Genomic DNA, 19,165 nt, shown 5'->3' with positions numbered 1-19,165 from the left:
TCTCTCGGAAATGGAGCCGGCCTCTCCTTCGCGGCAACTCGGCCAACAATGGCTAAGAGACCGGCTTCCTGCTAGCGGTTTCTCTCCCTTTTATCTAACAAGCCGCTTCAAGAGCGTCCGATTTCTACATTCTCAAGTATGGCAAGCGCGTCAGGTACAAGGATCGCGGCAGAATAGTAGGCGCTCACGAGATAGGAAATAATTGCCTTCTCGTTGATCCCCATAAACCGGACGGACAAACCAGGCTGGTATTCGTCTGGAATGCCAATCTGATGCAAACCAATGACGCCTTGATTTTCCTCGCCTGTGCGCATGACCAGGATCGAACTGGAGTTAGCCTCGGTCACGGGAATTTTGTTGCAGGGAAAAATAGGAAGGCCGCGCCATGAGGGTACTGTCCCTCCATGTATGGACAACGTTTGAGGATAAAGCCCCAGGCGATTGCATTCTTTGCCAAATGCTGCGATGGCGCGGGGATGAGCGAAGAAGGCTCCTGCGTCTCTTACCAGAGCCAGCATCTCATCGAAATCGTCAGGAGTCGGCGGACCAACTCGGGTCTGGAGGAGCTGTTTGCGGTCTACATTATGCAGCAATCCAAACTCCCGGTTGTTGATCAGTTCATGCTCCTGGCGCTCTCTCAGCGCCTCGATCGTCAAGCGAAGTTGCTGTTCCACCTGATTCATCGGCTCGTTATACAGGTCGGCGACCCGAGTATGGACGCGCAAGACGGTCTGGGCCACGCTTAAAGAATATTCTCGCGGGGAGTCGTCGTAATCGACGAACGTTCCTGGCAAGTCAGGCTCTCCCTCGTGGCCCGAGGCCAGATCTATCGCCGCTTCCCCATACCGATTCTGCGGCTTCTGGGCCGTTTCCTGCGCCAACTCGACCTGGGCACGCAGCTTCGGCGATTGGTTGAGCAGCTCTTGCAGGGTGTGGGACGGTAAGGACAACACAGTGCAGTGGGTGGCCGCCTGCACTGTGTAGGGCCAGTTGCCAGCTAGCAACGAGGGAGAGCCAAAATACTCTCCATCTGCCAACATCTCCAGCACCGTTTGATCGCCATATTTTCCTGTTCCCAGTTTGTTGGCTTTGCCATAGGCGATCAGCACAATCCGGTCGGCTGGCTGATTGGCTTGCACGATCATCTCTCCCGACTCAAATTCTTGCTGCACAAATCGATCGGCCAGGGTATTCAAGAGGTCTGCATCGTCCAATCCTTGCAACCAGGGCAACTCCATCAGTTCGCCAGGAATAACGCGAACGTGGGTTCCATTGGAGGTGAAGGTCAAGAGACCATCACCCAGGGCATAACTCATGCGGCGGTTCACCCGATAGGTACCGCCTGACACCTGCACCCAGGGAAGTATCCGCAAAAGCCAGCGGGAAGTAATCTCCTGCATCTGTGGCACAGACTTGGTGGTAGTGGTCAACGTCCGCGCTGCGGCGATGTCCAAACTCATCTGCTGTTTCAATTCTTCTACCATAGCTCACTTACTTTCTATCCGTAAGATTTACGGAATGGATATGATGTTTTCAAATCGATCCTTCAAGAAAAAAATATTTCCTGGTGCAATTTATTCAGGCTCTGCCTTAAGGGGAAGCGCCTGCTCTTGCGCTGCTGCCTTATCTCCTGTTTTTATTGGCCAGAGTTCTTCTGAGACGTACTCAACCAATGCCTCAAGATCGGCAATAGCTTCTTGCGCCAGAGGAACAGTTGGAGCGGGCACCCGTCTGAGTGCATCGCGTGCCAGCAGACAATGTTCGGCGAGAAAGTGCTGGCAATATTCCCGACTGCGCGTATGTTCCAGGATTGAGAGAACCTGTCCCACCTGCTCACTCCTGGGCGCTTCTTGCTGAGAGTAGAACGTACGCAACCAGTCGTGATCCTGTGGAGATGCATGCTGAATGGCATGTAATACGGGAAGGGTCTTTTTGCGGCGATGCAAATCCCCAGCAGGCGTTTTGCCCGATTCTGCATGTGTTGCCCAAATCCCCAGCAGATCATCACGGATCTGAAACGCGGTTCCCAGATGCAACCCAAACTGGCGGAGGGCGGTGATGGTCGGCTCATCACTGCATCCGAGCATGGCTCCCATCTCTGTCGCACAAGCCATTAACGTAGCCGTCTTGCGTGTAATCATTTCCAGATAGTGCGTAATCGTAACCTGTTCTTGTGTTTCAAAACAGAGATCCAGGTGCTGCCCCTCTATGACGGCGAGTGCGGTCTGATCAAAGCACAATCCGAGACGAGCAATCAGGTCCGTAGACACGCCTTCGTCAAAGAGTGTGAGGAGCGTCAGGTGGCTGAGGCTGGCAAGTCCATTACCCAGATTGAGAGCTAGAGGAGTGCCGAAGACGGCCCAGGCTGTGGGGCGATGACGACGTTCCCGGTCTCCATCCTCGATATCATCGTGGACTAACGTGAAGTTATGGAAGAGTTCAATGGCTACGGCGGCAGGTAACGCGCGCCCCAGATGGAGCTTCTCCTCCCGCTTGAAAGCGCACCCGTTGGCACCTGCTGTCTCATAGGCCAGCAAGAGGAGGGTCGGCCTCAAAAGTTTACCTGTCTGCGGTTGAACGGGTAGAAGCTGGGCATCCAGCCAGCCCAAATGATATCCCATCTGTCCATAAAAGGTGTCAAGCCCAGGGATCACGAGAGAAGAGGGGGGCTTCCTCAACCGTGTTATCTCTCCCCAGAGCGCGTTTTGAAGCAGTTCCACATAGCGAGTGAACAGATAGGTCTTCGACACCCGAAATGTCATATTTACTCCTCTCTTTCCACTTTCTTTATCCAGCTCTCCATCTCAAGAATATTCTGCTACTCCACTCACCTGTATGACAACCCGCCTGGCTAATCGCCGCATCATTCCCCATCCCCTTTTCGCATATGCACCAGAATCTCTGTCTGTGCCGTGTGCGGGTTATAGGCTTCCAGGTAACGAATGACCTCACGTGTTAAGTAGCTCGGCGTTGAGGCTCCCGCCGTCACAGCAATTCGTTTTTTCCCAGCTAGCCACTCTGTCCGAAGCTGAGAAAGATCCTCGATCCGCACTGCCGGGACGCCTGCGACCTCCTCAGAAACTTGCACCAGCCGATTGGTATTGTTGCTCCGCGGATCTCCCACCACGATTGTCAGCTCGGCTCCTTTTACCTGAGAAGCCACCGCCTCCTGACGCTTCTGAGTGGCGGAGCAGATATCAATGTGAATCTGGGCATGAGGATACTGCTCCTTGATATAGGCAATGAGTTGTTTTGTATCCCACTGGGAAAGCGTGGTTTGAGTCGTCACTGCTAATCGCTCTTGCTGTCGTAGTTCGGGGGCAAGTGCATCCACATCGGCCTCATTCTCGACCAGGAAAATCTGTCCAGGAACTTCTCCCAGAACTCCCTCTGGCTCAGGGTGCCCACGCTTGCCGATGTAGAGAATGACATAGTCTTGCTGAGCCAGCATGGAAACGAGTTGATGGGTCACCGTAACATCGGGACAAGTAGCATCAATACAATGTAAGCCTCTCTCTCTGGCACGTGCTTTGACCAGAGGAGAAATGCCGTGTGCCGTGAAGATGACCGTTCCCCCCACCACCTGTTCAAGCAGGTTCACCCGGTCAGGACCATCCAGGGTGATTACCCCCAGAGCGACCAATGCTTCAACGGCGTGACGGTTGTGAATGATCTGACCGAGGACATAGATTGGGCGCGGGACGCTGGCGTCTTTGATCGCCTGTTGGACCACCTGGAGGGCATCGACCACTCCATAGCAATAACCTCTGGGGCTAACCTTGATCACTTCCATCCACACATTCCTTTTCTCTCCCAACTCCCATGAGTGTGCAGATCATGAGCGCACACTCCGGTGAAACATCGTATGAAGTTGATAATACCTGATGCACATATAGTAACACATATTTTTGATATTGCCAACAAGCAAACAGTATTACAAATCAACAAAAAGCAGATCATAATGATGAAGAGACAAGCAAACCGTTTACCGCTCGCGACCAGTTAGCTGCTGCTACTACAGAAGTTAGCGACTCTTAACTTGCTTCACAACAAGGCAGAAATCTCAACTGCGCTTTTGATTGAGAGCTCTGACTCTATAAGTACTTCTCATTCTTCTATCCATCTATTACCCACCAATCCTTTTAGATACATACAATATAAATTTTTTATATGCTATACTACATGATGTAACTTATCTCTATTGTGAGGGCCTATCTTTTCTAATGCATCTACTTAGTTTGTCCACTTTGTAGTAAGAGCGTTTGCTCAATGGTGTCGCGCTCTTACTTTTCAAGAATGGATATTGGAGAATAGGATGAAAGCTTTGTCAGGACGCTGGCAACCTCCACTCGCATGGATAGCCGCTCTAGCCGCTGCACTGGTATTGCTTCCAGGAATGGGAACGTTCGCACCATCACAGGTGAATTCCACCGTCCATGCCGCGAGTAGTACTTGTCAGTTGCATGCGCCGCAGGGAACCGTTCAACACGTTATTTACATCGATTTCGACAATGTACATCTATCACGAGATAATCCCAACGTTCCTTCTGATCTAGAGCAGATGCCCAACCTCCTCAACTTCATCAAAAATAACGGTGCCATGCTCTCAAACAATCACACGCCACTCATCGCTCACACGGGCGACGATATTCTGACCTCGCTCACTGGCGTCTATGGTGATCGTCATGGTCAACCGGTCAGCAATAGCTATCGTTATTTCAAACCTGACGGCACTACCTCTTCTGCTGGCACCTTCGCCTACTGGACAGCTCCGGTGAACGACAGTAGCCCGACGCCAACTGACACAACATTCACCATGCTGAGCGCAAATGGCAAAAACGCGCCAGCCCCCTGGGTGCCATACACGCGTACAGGCTGCAACTTCGGTTCAGCCGGGACTGCGAATACTGTGCTGGAAAATATCGGCGTTGACATTCCCACCGTCTTTGGGGCCAACTCGCCGGAAGCTCAGGAGGTGAAAAGCAATCCGACTCAGGCCACATCTGACTTTGTAGGGATTGGCATTCATTGCGCTCAGGCAAATCCCGTCTGTGCATCTGGCCGACCAGACCTGCTTCCAGATGAGCCGGGCGGCTACAACAACTACAAAGGTCTTTTCGGTCATAAATATGTCGCGCCACAGATCAGTCCCAACGGACCTCTTACCGATCTTGATGGTAACATCATTCAAAACGCCAACGGGACTCCTGGCTTCCCCGGCTTCGATGGCATGAGCGCCTCCGTCTCGCTGGCCTACATTGCGGCAATGCAGGAGCATGGTATTCCCGTTACCTATGCTTACGTATCGGACGCCCATGATCGCCATCCCAGTGGTCCCGCCTATGGCCCCGGTGAAGCCGGGTACGTGGCCGCGCTCAAAGCATATGATACGGCCTTTGGTAAATTTTTCGCACGTCTGGCAAAAGATGGCATCAACGCCAGCAATACCCTGTTCGTTGTAACCGCCGATGAGGGCGACCATTTTGTGGGCGGCGCTCCAACTCCGGCCAACTGTAACGGCGTGACTATCCCCTGCACATACAGTCAAATCGGTGAGCTAAACGCCAACCTGACCGGCTTGCTGGCAACGCAGAAGAAGATCACGACGCCTTTCACCGTCCATGCCGACTCCGCGCCCACCATCTACATTACCGGCAATCCCGCCCGAGATGCCAGCGTCACCCGCACCTTTGAGCAGGCTGCCGCCAGTGTCACCGTGACCAATCCGCTCAACGGCAAACAAGAGCTAGTCTCACACTACATGGCCGATCCAGTGGAGATGAAGCTGCTGCATATGATTACCGCCGATCCTGCCCGCACGCCCACCTTCACCATGTTTGCCAATCCCGATTACTTCGTCTTCACCGGAGCCGCCAATTGTGACTCTCCCTGCCTCGCCGAAGTTCCGACATTTGCCTGGAATCATGGCGATGTCTCGCAAGATATCAACCGCACCTGGCTTGGTATCGCTGGACCGGGCGTGCAACATCTCGGCATCAACGATAGCATCTGGGCGGACCATACTGATATTCGCCCAACCATGCTGGAACTACTCGGTCTCAAAGACGACTACAGCCACGATGGACGCGTTCTCTTCGAGGCCTTAACCTCTAACGCGCTGCCTGCCGCCGTTCGTGCTCATCTCAACTATTATATTGGACTGGCACGAGTCTATAAGCAGATCAACGCCTCGGTCGGGCAATTAGCGCTGGACACGCTGCCAATCTCAACCAGAGCGCTGGCAAGCAGCTCAACTGGCGATGCCACTTATATAAAGCTGGAGAAGCAAATTCAGCAGATCAACACCCAGCGGGACGCACTCGCCTCGCACATCATCGTCCTGCTGGAGAAGGTCGAATTTGCCAGCGGTGACGACACGCAGCAAGCCACAACCCTCACCAATCAGGGCAACAGCTTGCTAACCAACTCGAAACAGACGGCAAGCAGTAAATAACCTCCTGAAATAAAGGACCATTCAAAAAGGCATGACGCAATCATGCCTTTTTGAATGGTCCTTTATCGAAACTAGCTTTTCCAATCGATTTTATCTTCATACCTTTATTAATTTATTACACCCTTATAGCAGCTATCGTCTTCATCTGGTGAGAGCCGAACCGGTCAAAAAGTGATGATATTTTTATCCTATAAGGACCACAAACGCTCTCAATGGTAACAATCTCATAGTTCATTCGTATTAAGGAATAGGGAGAATCGGTTTTTGTACATACATTCATAATAGCGGGTCTGACTATTTCCCATAATGAAACAATACTATGAATAATGAAAACAACACACAATTTGTCGCGCGGCGACCAGCCACGCAGACGCCCATTCCTCCTACTCCTGTTGGCAATCAGGGAAAAGCACAGCCATTGCTACAGACCGGAGAAAAACTGGGCAACTATCGCTTGATGCGCCTGCTCGCGCAGGGTGGATTTGCAGATGTCTATCTCGGCGAACATATTCATCTCGGCACCGAAGCCGCCATTAAAGTCTTACGCACGCGACTCTCTTCCAAAGATCTGTTGACCTTCCGCGAAGAGGCGCGCATCGTCGCACGCTTGCATCATTCCCATATCGTCACCATTTTCGACTTTGATGTGCAAAACGGTATCCCATTCATCGTCATGGACTATGCACCTAACGGCACCTTGCGCCAACGCCACCCGAAGGAATCGGTCCTCGCACCCGCCACGATCATTCCCTATCTCAAACAGGTGGCTGATGCGCTTCAACACGGTCACGATCAGCAGGTCATTCACCGTGATGTCAAACCAGAAAACATGCTGATTGGACGCAAAAATGATATTCTGTTGAGCGATTTTGGCATCGCGACCATGCTCCAAAACGCGCATCCAACCATCAATCAGAAAATCATCGGCACCGCAACCTACATGTCGCCGGAGCAATTCCAGGGACACGCATTTCCAGCTAGCGACCAGTATTCTCTGGCCGTCATCGCCTATGAATGGCTGGCCGGAGAATGCCCCTTCACCGGCTCCGTCTCGCAGATAGCCACACAACATATGCAAGACCCGCCCCCATCGTTGTGCAAGCGCAATCCGCAGATTTCTCCTGCGCTGGAACAGGTCGTATTCCAGGCGCTTGCAAAATATCCGGCACAGCGGTTCGCCAGCGTCGCCGAATTTGCCGACGCCTTCGCCGATGCATCGCCCCAACAAGTGCTGGTGCTGCGCGGTCCCGGCAGGTCTCCACGTCAACAGATAGCCCCTGCCAATAACGACCAGACAACGTTCATCCCTCTTGGGCAGGCGCAACAAAATCATACACAAGCGACTCCACCACAGCAGCAGCCAGGTGGAGGCGTTTCGCGGCGAGCAGTGGTTATTGGACTGGCAGGCTTAACGACGGTGGGCATTGCAGGAGCGGCGGCCTGGGCCGTCAGTCAAGCCGGACTCTTCTCCCCCAGCGCTAATAATCAGGCAACAACGCAAACCACCAGGACACCAGCACCTACACCATCACCCACAACGGGTAAGCTCCTTACCACCTACGCCAAACACAACGATGTCGTAACCACCGTTGCCTGGATGCCCGGCAATAGCAGGATCGTTGCCTCCGGGAGCAAAGATAGGACGGTTCACGTCTGGCACGCTAACGGGGGAACCGATATTCACAGCTATACAGGCCACGATGATGTCATCGACGCCGTTGCCTGGTCGCCCGATGGTCAATTCATCGCCTCCGCCAGTGAAGATAATACCGTTCATGTCTGGACGGCGCAACAGGACGGGCTGGATTTCAGCTACGACCACCACTCCAGAGATGTTCGCGCCGTTTCCTGGTCGCGCGATGGACAATTGATTGCGTCAGGAAGTCGGGATGCCACCGTGCGTCTCTGGAACGCACAGAATGGCAACGACGTGGGCGTCTTTGTCAGGCACACAGAACAGGTATGGGCCGTTTCCTGGTCGCCTGATGGACATTATATTGCCTCAGCGGGCGACGATAGGACCATCCGCGTATGGACTCCCACGACATTTATCAACCAGAATAACGGCGATGGCGAAGAAGGCAATAACAAGCGCAACAAAAATACGAGCAGTCAGGCAACTATTGCCAGTTTAGAGGGGAGCAGTGACTCTGTCAGAGCGCTTGCCTGGTCTCCTAACAGTACACTGCTTGCGTCTAGTGGTGCAGATGATATAGTACGTATCTGGTCGCTCAACGGCGGCAGCAGTCCAGTCGTCACCTACCAAAAACACAGCGATACAGTCCTCGCCATCGCATGGTCGCCCGATGGTCAGAAGATCGCTTCGGCCAGCGCTGATGGAACGATTCGCATCTGGAAAGCTAACGATGGCAGCGACATCTACACCTACAAGGGGCATAATGGCAACGAAGTGAATACAGTGGCATGGTCGGCGGACGGCAAATATCTCGCATCAGGCGGAACTGACAAAACGGTGCAGATCTGGTCCGCTTGAGGAGAAGTGAAAAGGGCCAAAAAACATCCTACCCATATTTCTATTGCAAATATGGGCTGGATGCGTTGTCCCGCATCTCCATAGAATGCTCTTTTCCTGAATAGAAGCTAGCGAATGAGGGCCGCGCTCACTACGGATATGACGGAGAAGAGTACGATGAAGACGATAGTAATATTGAACACCAGACGCTCTACGCCACGCCGCGTCTTAAACACAGAGCCAGCGCTCGTGCCACCAAAGGCACTACCAAGTCCTGCGCTGCGTACCTGCAACAGGATAAACGCGATCACGGCGATGCTCAGCACAATCTGGACCACGCGGATCGCCGGAAGCCATTGCTGAATCAAGAGTTTTTCCTCTCTTTCGTCTCGACCTTGCAGAAACCGTACCCACTATGATTGGTACTCTCTACCAGATGGCGACGATTATAACATACATTCTCAGAACCGTCGAGTCCGCATCAATCTCATCTGTGGAGCACCCACGAACTCCTCTGAGGTGAGGCCGAATATGGCAGGGGCGACGGCTTGTCCTCGCCCGCCTACACAGGCAGCGTGGCGGGCGAGGACAAGCCGTCACCCCTGCCATACACAACCATCGTTCCCGATATTAGAGGACGCGATTTAAGGCGCTGAGTACCGCCTTGACGGAGGCAAGTTCGATATTTGTCTCGATGGCCGCACCAAAGAGACTCTTTTCTGACTCCATCTGGATCTGAATATAAGCAGCTGCCTGCGCCTCCGCTCCCTGACCAAGCGAATGCTCGGCATAGGAGAGCACTTTAAAGGCGGCGATATCTTCCTGGTTCAACGCACGCACAAAGGCATCGATGGGACCATTCCCCTGCGCACGCACCTCGCGCAACACACCATCGATACGCAGGCGAGCAACGCATGCCACCGAGCCATCTCCGTCCGCCAGATCTTCGCTGTGGAAGGATTCCAGCTTTAGCGGCCCCTCCTGCTCCAGGTACTCCTGCGCAAATGCCTCGTGGATCTGCGCGCTGGACAACTCATTGCCACGTGCATCAGCCAGCGCTTTAATCACTTTGCCAAACTCGACATGCATTGTTTTTGGCAGATGCAGACCAAACTCGCTCTCCAATACATACGCAACACCACCCTTGCCAGATTGCGAATTAATGCGAATAATCGCTTCATAGGAGCGCCCAAGATCTCGTGGATCGATGGGCAGATATGGCACCTCCCACAACGCGCCCGGCGTGGGATCTTGCGCATCCATCCCCTTTTTAATTGCATCCTGGTGCGAGCCAGAGAAGGCCGTGAAGACCAATTCACCCGCATATGGCTGACGCACGGGAACCTCCATGCGTGTACAACGCTCATAGACGGCGCGAATCGCGGCCAGATTGCTGAAATCCAGGCCCGGATCGATGCCCTGCATATACATATTGAGCGCTACTGTCACAATATCGACATTACCAGTCCGCTCGCCGTTGCCAAACAACGTTCCCTCGACGCGCTCAGCACCAGCCATCAGCCCCAGTTCTGTTGCGGCAACACCCGTACCACGATCGTTATGTGTATGCACGCTGATGATCGCGTTTTCACGATTGCGCATATGGCGGCAGAACCACTCGATCTGGTCCGCATGCACATTGGGGGTCGCGTATTGCACCGTGTCGGGCAGATTGAGAATGATCTTGTTGTCTGGCGTCGGCTGCCACACATCGACAACGGCCTCGCAGATCTCCAGGGCAAAATCCACTTCGGTTGCCGAAAAGCTTTCGGGCGAATACTGGAAAATAACCTGCGTCTCTGGCAAGCTGTGGACCAGTTCTTTCACCAGTTTCGCGCCCCGTACCGCAATGCCGAGAATCTCAGGTTTGTCCATCCCAAATACGATGCGACGCTGGATCGGGGAGGTTGAGTTATAGAGATGAACAATCGCCTTTTTCGCGCCACGTAACGCCTCAAATGTACGATAAATCAGTTCTTCTCGCGCCTGGACCAGTACCTGTACGACGACATCGTCAGGGATGCGTTGCTCTTCGATCAAGCGACGGGTGAAATCAAATTCGATCTGAGAGGCCGAAGGAAAGCCGATCTCGATCTCTTTGAAGCCGATGCCCACCAGGACATCGAACATCTCCAGCTTCTCCTCCACACTCATAGGAATGGGGAGCGCCTGATTGCCATCGCGCAGATCTACGCTGCACCAGATCGGCGGGGCAACAATGGACCGAGAGGGCCACTGCCGATCCGGTAAGTCAATGAGCGGAAATGGTTGATATCTGGTAATACGTCCCTTTTGCATACCGCCCTGTATCCCTCCTGTTACATTACTAATGATTCCCCTTATTATAGTGTATAGGACAACACCCTGTCCTTAAAAAAAGCAGACCGGGAAATTCTTCTCATCTCTTTCTCAGCCAGATAGAGAAAAAACACAATTCCCGCTGTACTAAATCGATTGAGTATGTTATAGTGTATGGTATACACCATTAGTGGGATACCGTTCATTTAGAAGGTAGAATGATAGCGAATTGAGTGAGAAGGCAGCAAGTACAGGACCAGAACCCCCCGATAAGAATAATGAGGTAGCACCTGGCTACCTTGGCTCAACGCCCCCACCAGGACACCCACCCCAGAAGAGCAAACGCCAGTGGGTTGAGCGCCCTGATCAGTTACAGCACGCAGTCAACACGCTCAAGCAAGCGCGTGTCGTGGCGATTGACGCCGAATTTACACAGGGACGCCCACGCTCTCAAAACGACGGAGGCAGTTCTGTGCCTCGTCTGGCCCTCCTTCAGCTAGCCATCGATCAGCAATGTTTTGTGGTGGATACCCTGCGTTTACACAATCTTACTCCCTTGAAAGCCGTCATAGAGAACCCGGATATTAGCATTCTACTGCATGGAGCCGGGGCCGATATACGCGTCATGGCCGAACGTAGCCTGCATGTGGCCCATTATTATGATCTGGAAGCAACCAGCCGCTCGATCTTTGGTCAGCACGAGTCATCGCTAGCGGCCATGCTGTATCGTGCCTTCGCGATTCGCCTGGATAAAAGCCTGCAACGCACCGACTGGACTCGTCGCCCCCTGCCCCCTGCCATGATCGCTTATGCCGCCCGCGATGCAGAGGTAACGCTCGCCCTCTATTACTGGCTTGATCAATATTATCATGATATTTTAAAGCTCCACGAAAACCGCAACCAGCCAGAGGCCGTTTCTGTATGGATCGAGCCATTTCTCTATGGAACTGTCCATACCTCGCCAGAAATGGCGGTGGCAGAGGCCAGAGCACAGGGCATTATTCTCAACAAGGCGCAGATCTATGCCGATTGCCGTGCAGCGCTGACTAACGTAACCCATCCAATGCGACGCAACCGTCTGCTGCGTCTCATTGCCGATCTCTCGCTGGTACAGTTGGCACCTGATCTCGTTCCGCTGCTGCACGCTCATACATCTGACGAGCGAGCGGGGAGCGCACGAGCGCTGGGTCGGCTCGGCATCAAATCGGCTCACGATCTGATCGTTCCGCTGCTGCAAGATCCGGTGCATGATGTGCGCAAATCAGCTCAGACCGCGCTACGTAATCTGGAAGACAAGGGGGGAGGACGCCAGCAGCGCGCAACCCCTTCAAAGACGGCTGAAGGTCTACGCAGCTGGGTGGTTGAAACCAGCGACGAGGCGAGCGTTCCGGGTGATGAAGGCGATTGGAAAGCCCGCCTGCGCTCAATTATCGAGCCGTAGCTCTCACACTTTTCGGCTCATTATCTTTTTCTGGCTAAGCGCATACCAAGCAACACGAGAACCAGGAAACCGGAGATGATCCCGGCACGACGAATACGCTTGGCCCAGCGCTCCTCTTCATCAGGATCACCTTCGCCAAGATGGAATAAACGCACAAGGGTACGCAAGATAGACCCGCGCTCCTCCTGTGAGGATTCGGCTGTGATCTGGGGCAAAATCACAATATTGCCACCGGGCTGTTTCACCACCGTTGCTTCGGCTGTATCGTCTATCTGCAATGTATATGCAGCCCTGGTTGCAGGAGGAACGTCCTGTAGGCGAAGCTGTTCCGCCAGTACCGTAAAGAATTGCTGCAACAACAATTTGGCCGCACCTTTAACTACCGTAGGAGAGAGCCGCGCGCCTCGCTTGCTCAACGTCAGGGAGCCTTGATAGACGATAATGGTATTACCATCACGCTCGCTGATCTGGACGCCGCCATTGCCGCTCAACGTGTTTTGCGACTTATCAGTACCCGGGGTAATCATGACATGATAGGAGTGAGGCTGCACATGCTCGGTAACGTGAGCCAGGCCATAATAGGTGCCGTTGAGAGGAGAAGAGGTGACTTGCAGAGCAATCTCATAGGCATCGTCACCTGCCGGCTCAAAACGGACAAGGCCAGGAAAAGCACGCTGAAGCAGTTCTTTATCTTTTAAGCGCTGCCATACAATACGCGGCGGTGCCTGTAGTGTATACGTTCCTTCAATATTCATCGTCAAAAAAATCCTTTACAAAGATGAGTTCGCATGCCCCGTCAGAATTCAAAGAACAATTGTTGCCATTATAGGTGAGAAGATAGCAGCCTGCAACAGTGAAGGCTACTAAGAACCAGATGGGTAGGTCAGGAAATCAGCGCATGGCTCAGACTTGCGTTTGCCGATGACAAGGTGTATACTTACAGCCGATATTATTGCGTGAGGAGGTAGACGGGTCTTTGTCCCTCGCCTCTGTGAGGAGCACTGTTCGATGAAAGTCATTCTGTTACAAGATGTTGAAGGTCTGGGAAAAGCCGGTGACTTGAAAGATGTTGCCAACGGTTATGCCCGTAACTATCTCTTGCCGCGTCGTCTGGCTGCCGGAGCAACCCCTGGACTGATTGCAAATCGTTCGCAGCGCATTGCTGCCGAACAGCGTAAGCTGGAAAAGCTGGCCGAGCAGAATAAACAGCTGGCCGAGCGCCTGGCCCAGATTACGCTTACGTTCAAAGCAAAAGTTGGCAGTCAGGGTCGTCTCTACGGTTCTATTACCAGCCAGGATATTGCCTCGGCCCTGCGCGATGCCGAAAACGTCACAGTGGATCGCCGCACCATTGAGCTGCCAGAGCCTATTCGCACGCTGGGTACATTCAGTGTACCAGTAAAAGTTGCCTCGCAAGTCGAGCCAAAGATCACCGTCAATATCGTTGACGAATCCGAGCAAACTGCCACTGCTGAATAAACATCAGTAGCATCCTACTATGAACTGGTCGTCTATTGCCAATCTCCCTGATGCCTATCAGGAACGCTGCAATAGCGACCTTTTTTATTTGTACTGTCGTAACGATAAAAAGGGGACGGGCCGCATCTCTGAGCAGAAAGATGCGACCCGTCCCGAGGGGGATATCCGATCAGGTAGGAGAGAGGATCTACGTTGTCGATGTACCGTCCTATGTACTTTCGACACCATGTACTATACACCCCTCTATCCTAGCAGCAATATATGCTACTTCACAATTATTCTGTTGAGTAGCACACAAATCCATTATTATATATGAATATATAGCATTAAGAACAGAAAAAGAGTCCAGAGCAACCTGGCCTCTTCAGTACGCTCAGGATTGTCTGCACCGTACCATTGCACGTGGGATCTGGGGCAAGAGATCTGAGGCCAGCAGACCCGCATCGCCGATATTCGCGCTGACCAGTTCAGAGGCAGCGGTATGCAGGTAGACGCCAGTTCCAGCGGCATCAAACGGGGATAAACCCTGTGCCAGAAAGCCCCCAATCATACCAGCCAGCACGTCGCCGGTACCAGCCGTTGCCAGAGCCGGGTTCGCCTGCCAGTTGATACGCGTATTGCCTGCCGGATCGGTAATAATCGTGCAGGCTCCCTTGAGAACCAGCGTTACATTCCACTCTTTCGCCTTGCCGCGCGCCAGTTCCAGGCGATCAATATTGCCCCCGGAGACCTTCAACCCATTGCACAGGCGTCCCATCTCCCCAGGATGCGGAGTAATGACCGTTCCCGATGGCAAAAGCGTCCACCAGTGTTCAAGGGCCGAAAGATTATTCAATCCGTCAGCATCAATCACCAGACGAGGACGCTTCTCTTCTGGCTGATTGCGCAAATGCTCCAGGATCTGAAGAATAACCTCACGGGTATTAGGAGACTGCCCCAGCCCAGGCCCGATCAGCAGCGAGCGATATCCTGGTAGATGGGTGATCAGTTCTTGCGAGCGCTGAAAACTCCCCGAATCTTCAGGTGGAAAGAGAACAAACGTGGCTTCGTGGAAGCTGCCGGCGTATACTGGCAACATCTGCTCTGTCACAGCCAGCGTGACCAGGCCAGCACCGACACGTCCCGCAGCTGTACCTGCGAGATAGGCCGAGCCAGGATACGGGGGAGAGCCGCAAAACAGCATTACCTTCCCGAAGGTGCCTTTATTGCTATTCAAGCTGCGACCCGGCAACAAATCCTCTACCTGCTTGTCGGTCAACATTTCGGTCGTGAGATGGTTCTCTAGCTCGGGAGGCAGACCAATATCTCCAACATATAGCTCTCCCAGATACTCACGTCCCGGGAAAAAGAAGAAGCCCAGTTTGGGACAGGCCAGCGTGATCGTGATATCGGCATGGATCGTCCCGGGATCAACGCCGCCCGTATCAGGGTTAAGGCCAGTTGGCAAATCGATTGCGACGATACGCAAGGAAGCACGCCGCTCCCGTTCCTGCTCGACGCGTCTCAGTAGAGCGCGCATATCATCGGGCAATGGGCGCGAGTGGCCGGTGCCGAGCAGTGCATCAATGATGTAATCGGTACTTTGAAGCACAGACTCTAACTCGCTGACCGTTTCAGCCTCGGAGATATCCTGCTCCCGCACAGTCAATTTGCGCTCTTTCCAGCGATACAGGCTCACAAACGCTCCCGCTTCGACCAGATGATCCGCCATCACCAGACCATCGCCACCGTTATTCCCAGGGCCGATCAGAAACAACACTTCAAGACCATTCATTGAATGATGAGGGAGTAAATGAGCTTCAAAAATGTCAGCTGCACTCTTGCCTGCATTCTGCATCAAGATGTGCGAGGAGAGATCATATTGACGATCTGCCTGCTCCTCCAATGCTCTCATTTCCGCAACCGTGACAATATGCATACAGAGCCTCCAACTTTTTCTACTCCAACCGTTTTCTATACGGCTCAGATCTTTCCACAGCTATGTTTCTGGGTATTTTTTTATCTGCTAGTAGGTATTGTAATCTGTAGACATGCAAGTGGGAAGGGCAAAAAAGGCTGGTTGGAGCTGGCGCATCTATGTTATACTCACTGACATGAAACTTGCGCTAAAAATTACGCCTCAACGCAGCACTCAGTACGCAAATATGACGGAGATGCTGGCGCTGCCAGAACTGCTCGCCAGTCCGCTGAGCAAACATATTCAAGAGGTGACAGCGACAACGCTGGGCGGCCAGCGCTACCTGATTGCCACCGTCGATGAACAGATGCTGGCAGAACCACAGCACCTCGCCATTCTTTCACATCTGGGAGCAACCAGCGAGGCATACGAATATTTTGACCTGATCGGCAGCATTCAAGGTCCACTGTTGCGTCCAATAGAGCCACGCTTTACGCCATCCGTGCCGCTGGAGATGACCGAGACGCGCCGCTATAAGGGCAAGACGAACGAGATCTTCACGCGCGTTCTGTTCAATGTTGCGCTCTTTGCTGGCAAATATGGCAAGGATTATAGTGAGCGGCTGCGGATTCTCGATCCGCTGGCGGGGGGCGGCACGACGCTTTTTTTCGCGCTGGCCTATGGCTACGATGCCTTCGGGATTGAAATTGAGAAGCACGATGTTGAAACGACCGCCGTCTTTGTCAAACAATATTTGAATACTGCACACATTCCCTACAAAGAGCGAGACGAGCGCGGGCGCAAAGCGGGACGACGCTTTCAGTTTGAGATCGGACCAAAGGGTCAGACGCAGACTCTTGTGCTGGCACATGGCGATGCGCGCGAGGCCGATCAACATCTACGAGAGGTGCCCGGTGGCTCCCGCATGCATGCCATCGTCGCAGACTTACCCTACGGCATCCAGCATTTCGGCGAAATCTCAGCCCTGCTCAACCAGGCTCTCCCGGTATGGGAACGCCTGTTGCTGTCTGGTGGGACTATCGCGCTGGCCTGGCATGCCACCCGCATCGAGCGCGAGGCTATGATAGAGCTTGTGGAGCGCCACACGAGGTTGCATGTCCGCAACGATCCACCCTATACGCAATTCACCCATACCGTTGATCGTGTGATCAAAAAGCGTGATATTCTCGTTGCTGTGGCGGAAGAATAATAAGCTTATTGCGCCTCCACATACTGTTCGATCCAGGCCATGAACTGCTCGACGTAGCGAAAAGTGGCGTAGGCATATGGCGCATCCTTGCCGGTGTCGGAGAAAGCTCCCCCTCCCCAGGCTGCTCTCAAGGGCAAGACCGCCGCTTTATGCGCCTCTTCCATATCAACAACCGAATCGCCCACATAGGCGACACGCTGAGGGGGGATCTGCCACTCGTCCAAAACGCGTTGGATGCAGGTTGCCTTGACTATGCCATTGGCCGAACCTACCTCGATAGGGTGAAAATACTCAGTCAGGCCCAGATAGCGCAGAGTGCAATCGGTCGTTTGCCGCCCCTTTCCTGTCACCAGAGCCAGCGCCACGTGCTGCTGCTTGAGCAGATCTAAGAGCTTCCTGATCCCCTGAAATGGTTCGGGACATTGCCAGTGTAGTTGCTCATAGGCAATCAGATAGTGTTGAAAAGATATCTCCCACTGATCCGGCACAAGCTGCTGTAAGATACCATCTTCCGAACGTCCAAAGTGGGCGATAATCTCTGAAGCTGTGTATTCACGCTGAAATAACGAAAGCAACACCTGCTGATACGCGCGCACACAGAGGGGAAGGGTATTCGCTAACGTACCATCCAGATCAAAGATAATCCCTTTGAGCATCTTTTCCTCAATCACTGATCAGTTCCTTTCATTAAATACACCAATATATATCAAAAACGCTTTGCTATTGTCCATCTACGAGCCAGGAATGCGATACCGCCCGCAATCACAACCAGAACTGGTACAATACCATAGGCAGGTTGTAGGCCAACCGCATCAGCCATCCAACCGAGCGCCAATGGCGCCCCAAGCACCGCCAATCCTGCCGCGAATGTACAGCGAGCGCTGGCAATATCTGCACTGGCAGATGACTGATGGATGGCGGCTGAAAGGGTCAGGGGAAACAGGTTCGCGACGCCAATCCCTGTCACACATAGCCCCAGGATATGCAGAAGTATTGTGGGGCCAAGCCAGAAGAAAGGGAAACCCAGCAAGACGACGGCGAGAAAGAGCAGCAATAATCTATCAGCAGGGAGAAAGCGCACCAGACGGCTACCAATCAGGCGTGCAATCACCGCCATGAAGAAAAACAGCCCCATCACGACGGAAGCGGTCGCCCTCGGCAAACCAACCACGCTGACCAGAAATTGCGCTCCCCAGAAAGACATACAGAACTCGACGGAAACACTCAACACAATGATGCCCCAATAGAGCCAGAAGACCAGGGGCAAACGCTGTCGAGACGAATGCTGCTTGACGGCCTCTCCCCGACGTATCTCTGGAAAGGCGACGCGACGCAGGCAAAAAAACAGAGCAACGATCAGTACTATCGGCAAGACAAAGATACCACGCCAGTTGACGCCAACCAGGACGAGAGCGCCCAGCAAGAGTGGTGCCAATCCAGCACCACCGCTAGCAACGATGTTGGCCTCCGTTAACGCAATTGTGCGGTGTTCGCCATGATGATCAGATAGCACCGTCTGAATATCAACCAGGAGAAACGAGCCGAGGCATCCCATGATAAATGCGCTGGCAAGCGTGAAAAAAGGCTGCTGGCTCAGGCTGAAGCAAATTGCACCTAGAGCCATACCAATTGCGCCCCCATTGAACGTCATGCGATGCCCACCATAACGGGCAACATAATCGCCGCACAAACCTGCCAGCAGCATTCCCAGCGCAAACAGGCTCAGATGGAGACTTTCCTGTGTGTAGTTGAGATGGAGTTCTTTCCCTAGAAAGGGCATGACCGGACCCAGCCCGGCTTGAATATACGCATAGATACCCAGCAATATGTATGTCTGCCAGGTTAATGCATCGCGCACAAATATCATTCGTTCCTGGTTCTTAGTTACCGTTTCTTCCATTCGTACTTATGTC

The 19,165-nt window shown here is 53.1% G+C and carries 14 protein-coding genes; 5 read left to right on the top strand and 9 right to left on the bottom strand.

Translation table 11 applies throughout. The features are described from left to right. Window positions 1-107: 107 nt before the first annotated feature. The 3 genes from K3T83_RS23190 to K3T83_RS23180 all read right to left on the bottom strand — a co-directional run bounded on the left by K3T83_RS23190 (window position 108) and on the right by K3T83_RS23180 (window position 3,793). On the bottom strand, window positions 108-1,484 hold the full coding sequence (locus tag K3T83_RS23190) for a family 2B encapsulin nanocompartment shell protein (RefSeq protein WP_220205304.1): 1,377 nt from the start codon (window positions 1,482-1,484) through the stop codon (window positions 108-110). Window positions 1,485-1,574: 90 nt separating this feature from the next. Further along, on the bottom strand, window positions 1,575-2,762 hold the full coding sequence (locus K3T83_RS23185; RefSeq protein ID WP_220205303.1) for a polyprenyl synthetase family protein: 1,188 nt from the start codon (window positions 2,760-2,762) through the stop codon (window positions 1,575-1,577). A 101-nt stretch (window positions 2,763-2,863) separates the two neighbouring features. Further along, window positions 2,864-3,793, bottom strand: a complete 930-nt coding sequence (locus K3T83_RS23180; RefSeq protein ID WP_220205302.1) for a 4-hydroxy-3-methylbut-2-enyl diphosphate reductase — start codon at window positions 3,791-3,793, stop codon at window positions 2,864-2,866. A gap of 522 nt (window positions 3,794-4,315) precedes the next feature. Here K3T83_RS23180 and K3T83_RS23175 point away from each other — a divergent pair. Both K3T83_RS23175 and K3T83_RS23170 read left to right on the top strand, forming a co-directional pair. After that, on the top strand, window positions 4,316-6,454 hold the full coding sequence (locus K3T83_RS23175) for an alkaline phosphatase family protein (RefSeq protein WP_220205301.1): 2,139 nt from the start codon (window positions 4,316-4,318) through the stop codon (window positions 6,452-6,454). Window positions 6,455-6,773: 319 nt separating this feature from the next. Further along, window positions 6,774-8,948, top strand: a complete 2,175-nt coding sequence (locus K3T83_RS23170; RefSeq protein WP_220205300.1) for a serine/threonine-protein kinase — start codon at window positions 6,774-6,776, stop codon at window positions 8,946-8,948. A gap of 107 nt (window positions 8,949-9,055) precedes the next feature. Here the strand turns inward: K3T83_RS23170 and secG are convergent, their stop codons facing one another. Further along, complete coding sequence (gene secG, locus K3T83_RS23165; RefSeq protein ID WP_220205299.1) at window positions 9,056-9,295, bottom strand: preprotein translocase subunit SecG; 240 nt, start codon at window positions 9,293-9,295, stop codon at window positions 9,056-9,058. 262 nt (window positions 9,296-9,557) lie between these two features. Beyond that, window positions 9,558-11,225 (bottom strand): 2-isopropylmalate synthase, encoded by a 1,668-nt coding sequence (gene leuA / locus K3T83_RS23160; RefSeq protein ID WP_220205298.1) that lies wholly within the window; start codon window positions 11,223-11,225, stop codon window positions 9,558-9,560. 229 nt (window positions 11,226-11,454) lie between these two features. Here leuA and K3T83_RS23155 point away from each other — a divergent pair, with 229 nt between their 5' ends. Further along, window positions 11,455-12,666 carry a hypothetical protein gene (locus K3T83_RS23155; RefSeq protein WP_220205297.1) on the top strand — a complete coding sequence of 404 codons (1,212 nt, stop codon included), beginning with the start codon at window positions 11,455-11,457 and terminating at the stop codon, window positions 12,664-12,666. Between the two features lie 20 nt (window positions 12,667-12,686). Here K3T83_RS23155 and K3T83_RS23150 read toward each other — a convergent pair whose 3' ends face one another. After that, complete coding sequence (locus K3T83_RS23150; RefSeq protein WP_220205296.1) at window positions 12,687-13,421, bottom strand: SRPBCC family protein; 735 nt, start codon at window positions 13,419-13,421, stop codon at window positions 12,687-12,689. A 253-nt stretch (window positions 13,422-13,674) separates the two neighbouring features. Here K3T83_RS23150 and rplI point away from each other — a divergent pair, with 253 nt between their 5' ends. Next, complete coding sequence (gene rplI, locus K3T83_RS23145; RefSeq protein WP_220205295.1) at window positions 13,675-14,145, top strand: 50S ribosomal protein L9; 471 nt, start codon at window positions 13,675-13,677, stop codon at window positions 14,143-14,145. 373 nt (window positions 14,146-14,518) lie between these two features. On the opposite strand, the gene K3T83_RS23140 is transcribed toward rplI, so the two are convergent. Further along, on the bottom strand, window positions 14,519-16,063 hold the full coding sequence (locus K3T83_RS23140) for an NAD(P)H-hydrate dehydratase (RefSeq protein WP_220205294.1): 1,545 nt from the start codon (window positions 16,061-16,063) through the stop codon (window positions 14,519-14,521). A gap of 112 nt (window positions 16,064-16,175) precedes the next feature. On the opposite strand from K3T83_RS23140, the gene K3T83_RS23135 reads away from it, so the two are divergent. Then, a complete protein-coding gene (locus K3T83_RS23135) occupies window positions 16,176-17,252 on the top strand; it encodes a TRM11 family SAM-dependent methyltransferase (protein WP_220205293.1) in 1,077 nt (358 codons plus the stop codon). A gap of 5 nt (window positions 17,253-17,257) precedes the next feature. Here the strand turns inward: K3T83_RS23135 and K3T83_RS23130 are convergent, their stop codons facing one another. Next, window positions 17,258-17,923: an HAD family hydrolase gene (locus K3T83_RS23130; RefSeq protein ID WP_220205292.1), complete on the bottom strand. Its 666-nt coding sequence runs from the start codon at window positions 17,921-17,923 to the stop codon at window positions 17,258-17,260. A gap of 35 nt (window positions 17,924-17,958) precedes the next feature. Continuing rightward, window positions 17,959-19,152, bottom strand: coding sequence for an MFS transporter (locus K3T83_RS23125; RefSeq protein ID WP_220205291.1), 1,194 nt, complete (start codon window positions 19,150-19,152; stop codon window positions 17,959-17,961). Between the last annotated feature and the right edge of the window lie 13 nt (window positions 19,153-19,165).

Source organism: Reticulibacter mediterranei (genome assembly GCF_016587455.1).
Note: the sequence above shows the minus strand (reverse complement) of the source record. Positions and strands in the feature narration are given on the sequence as shown.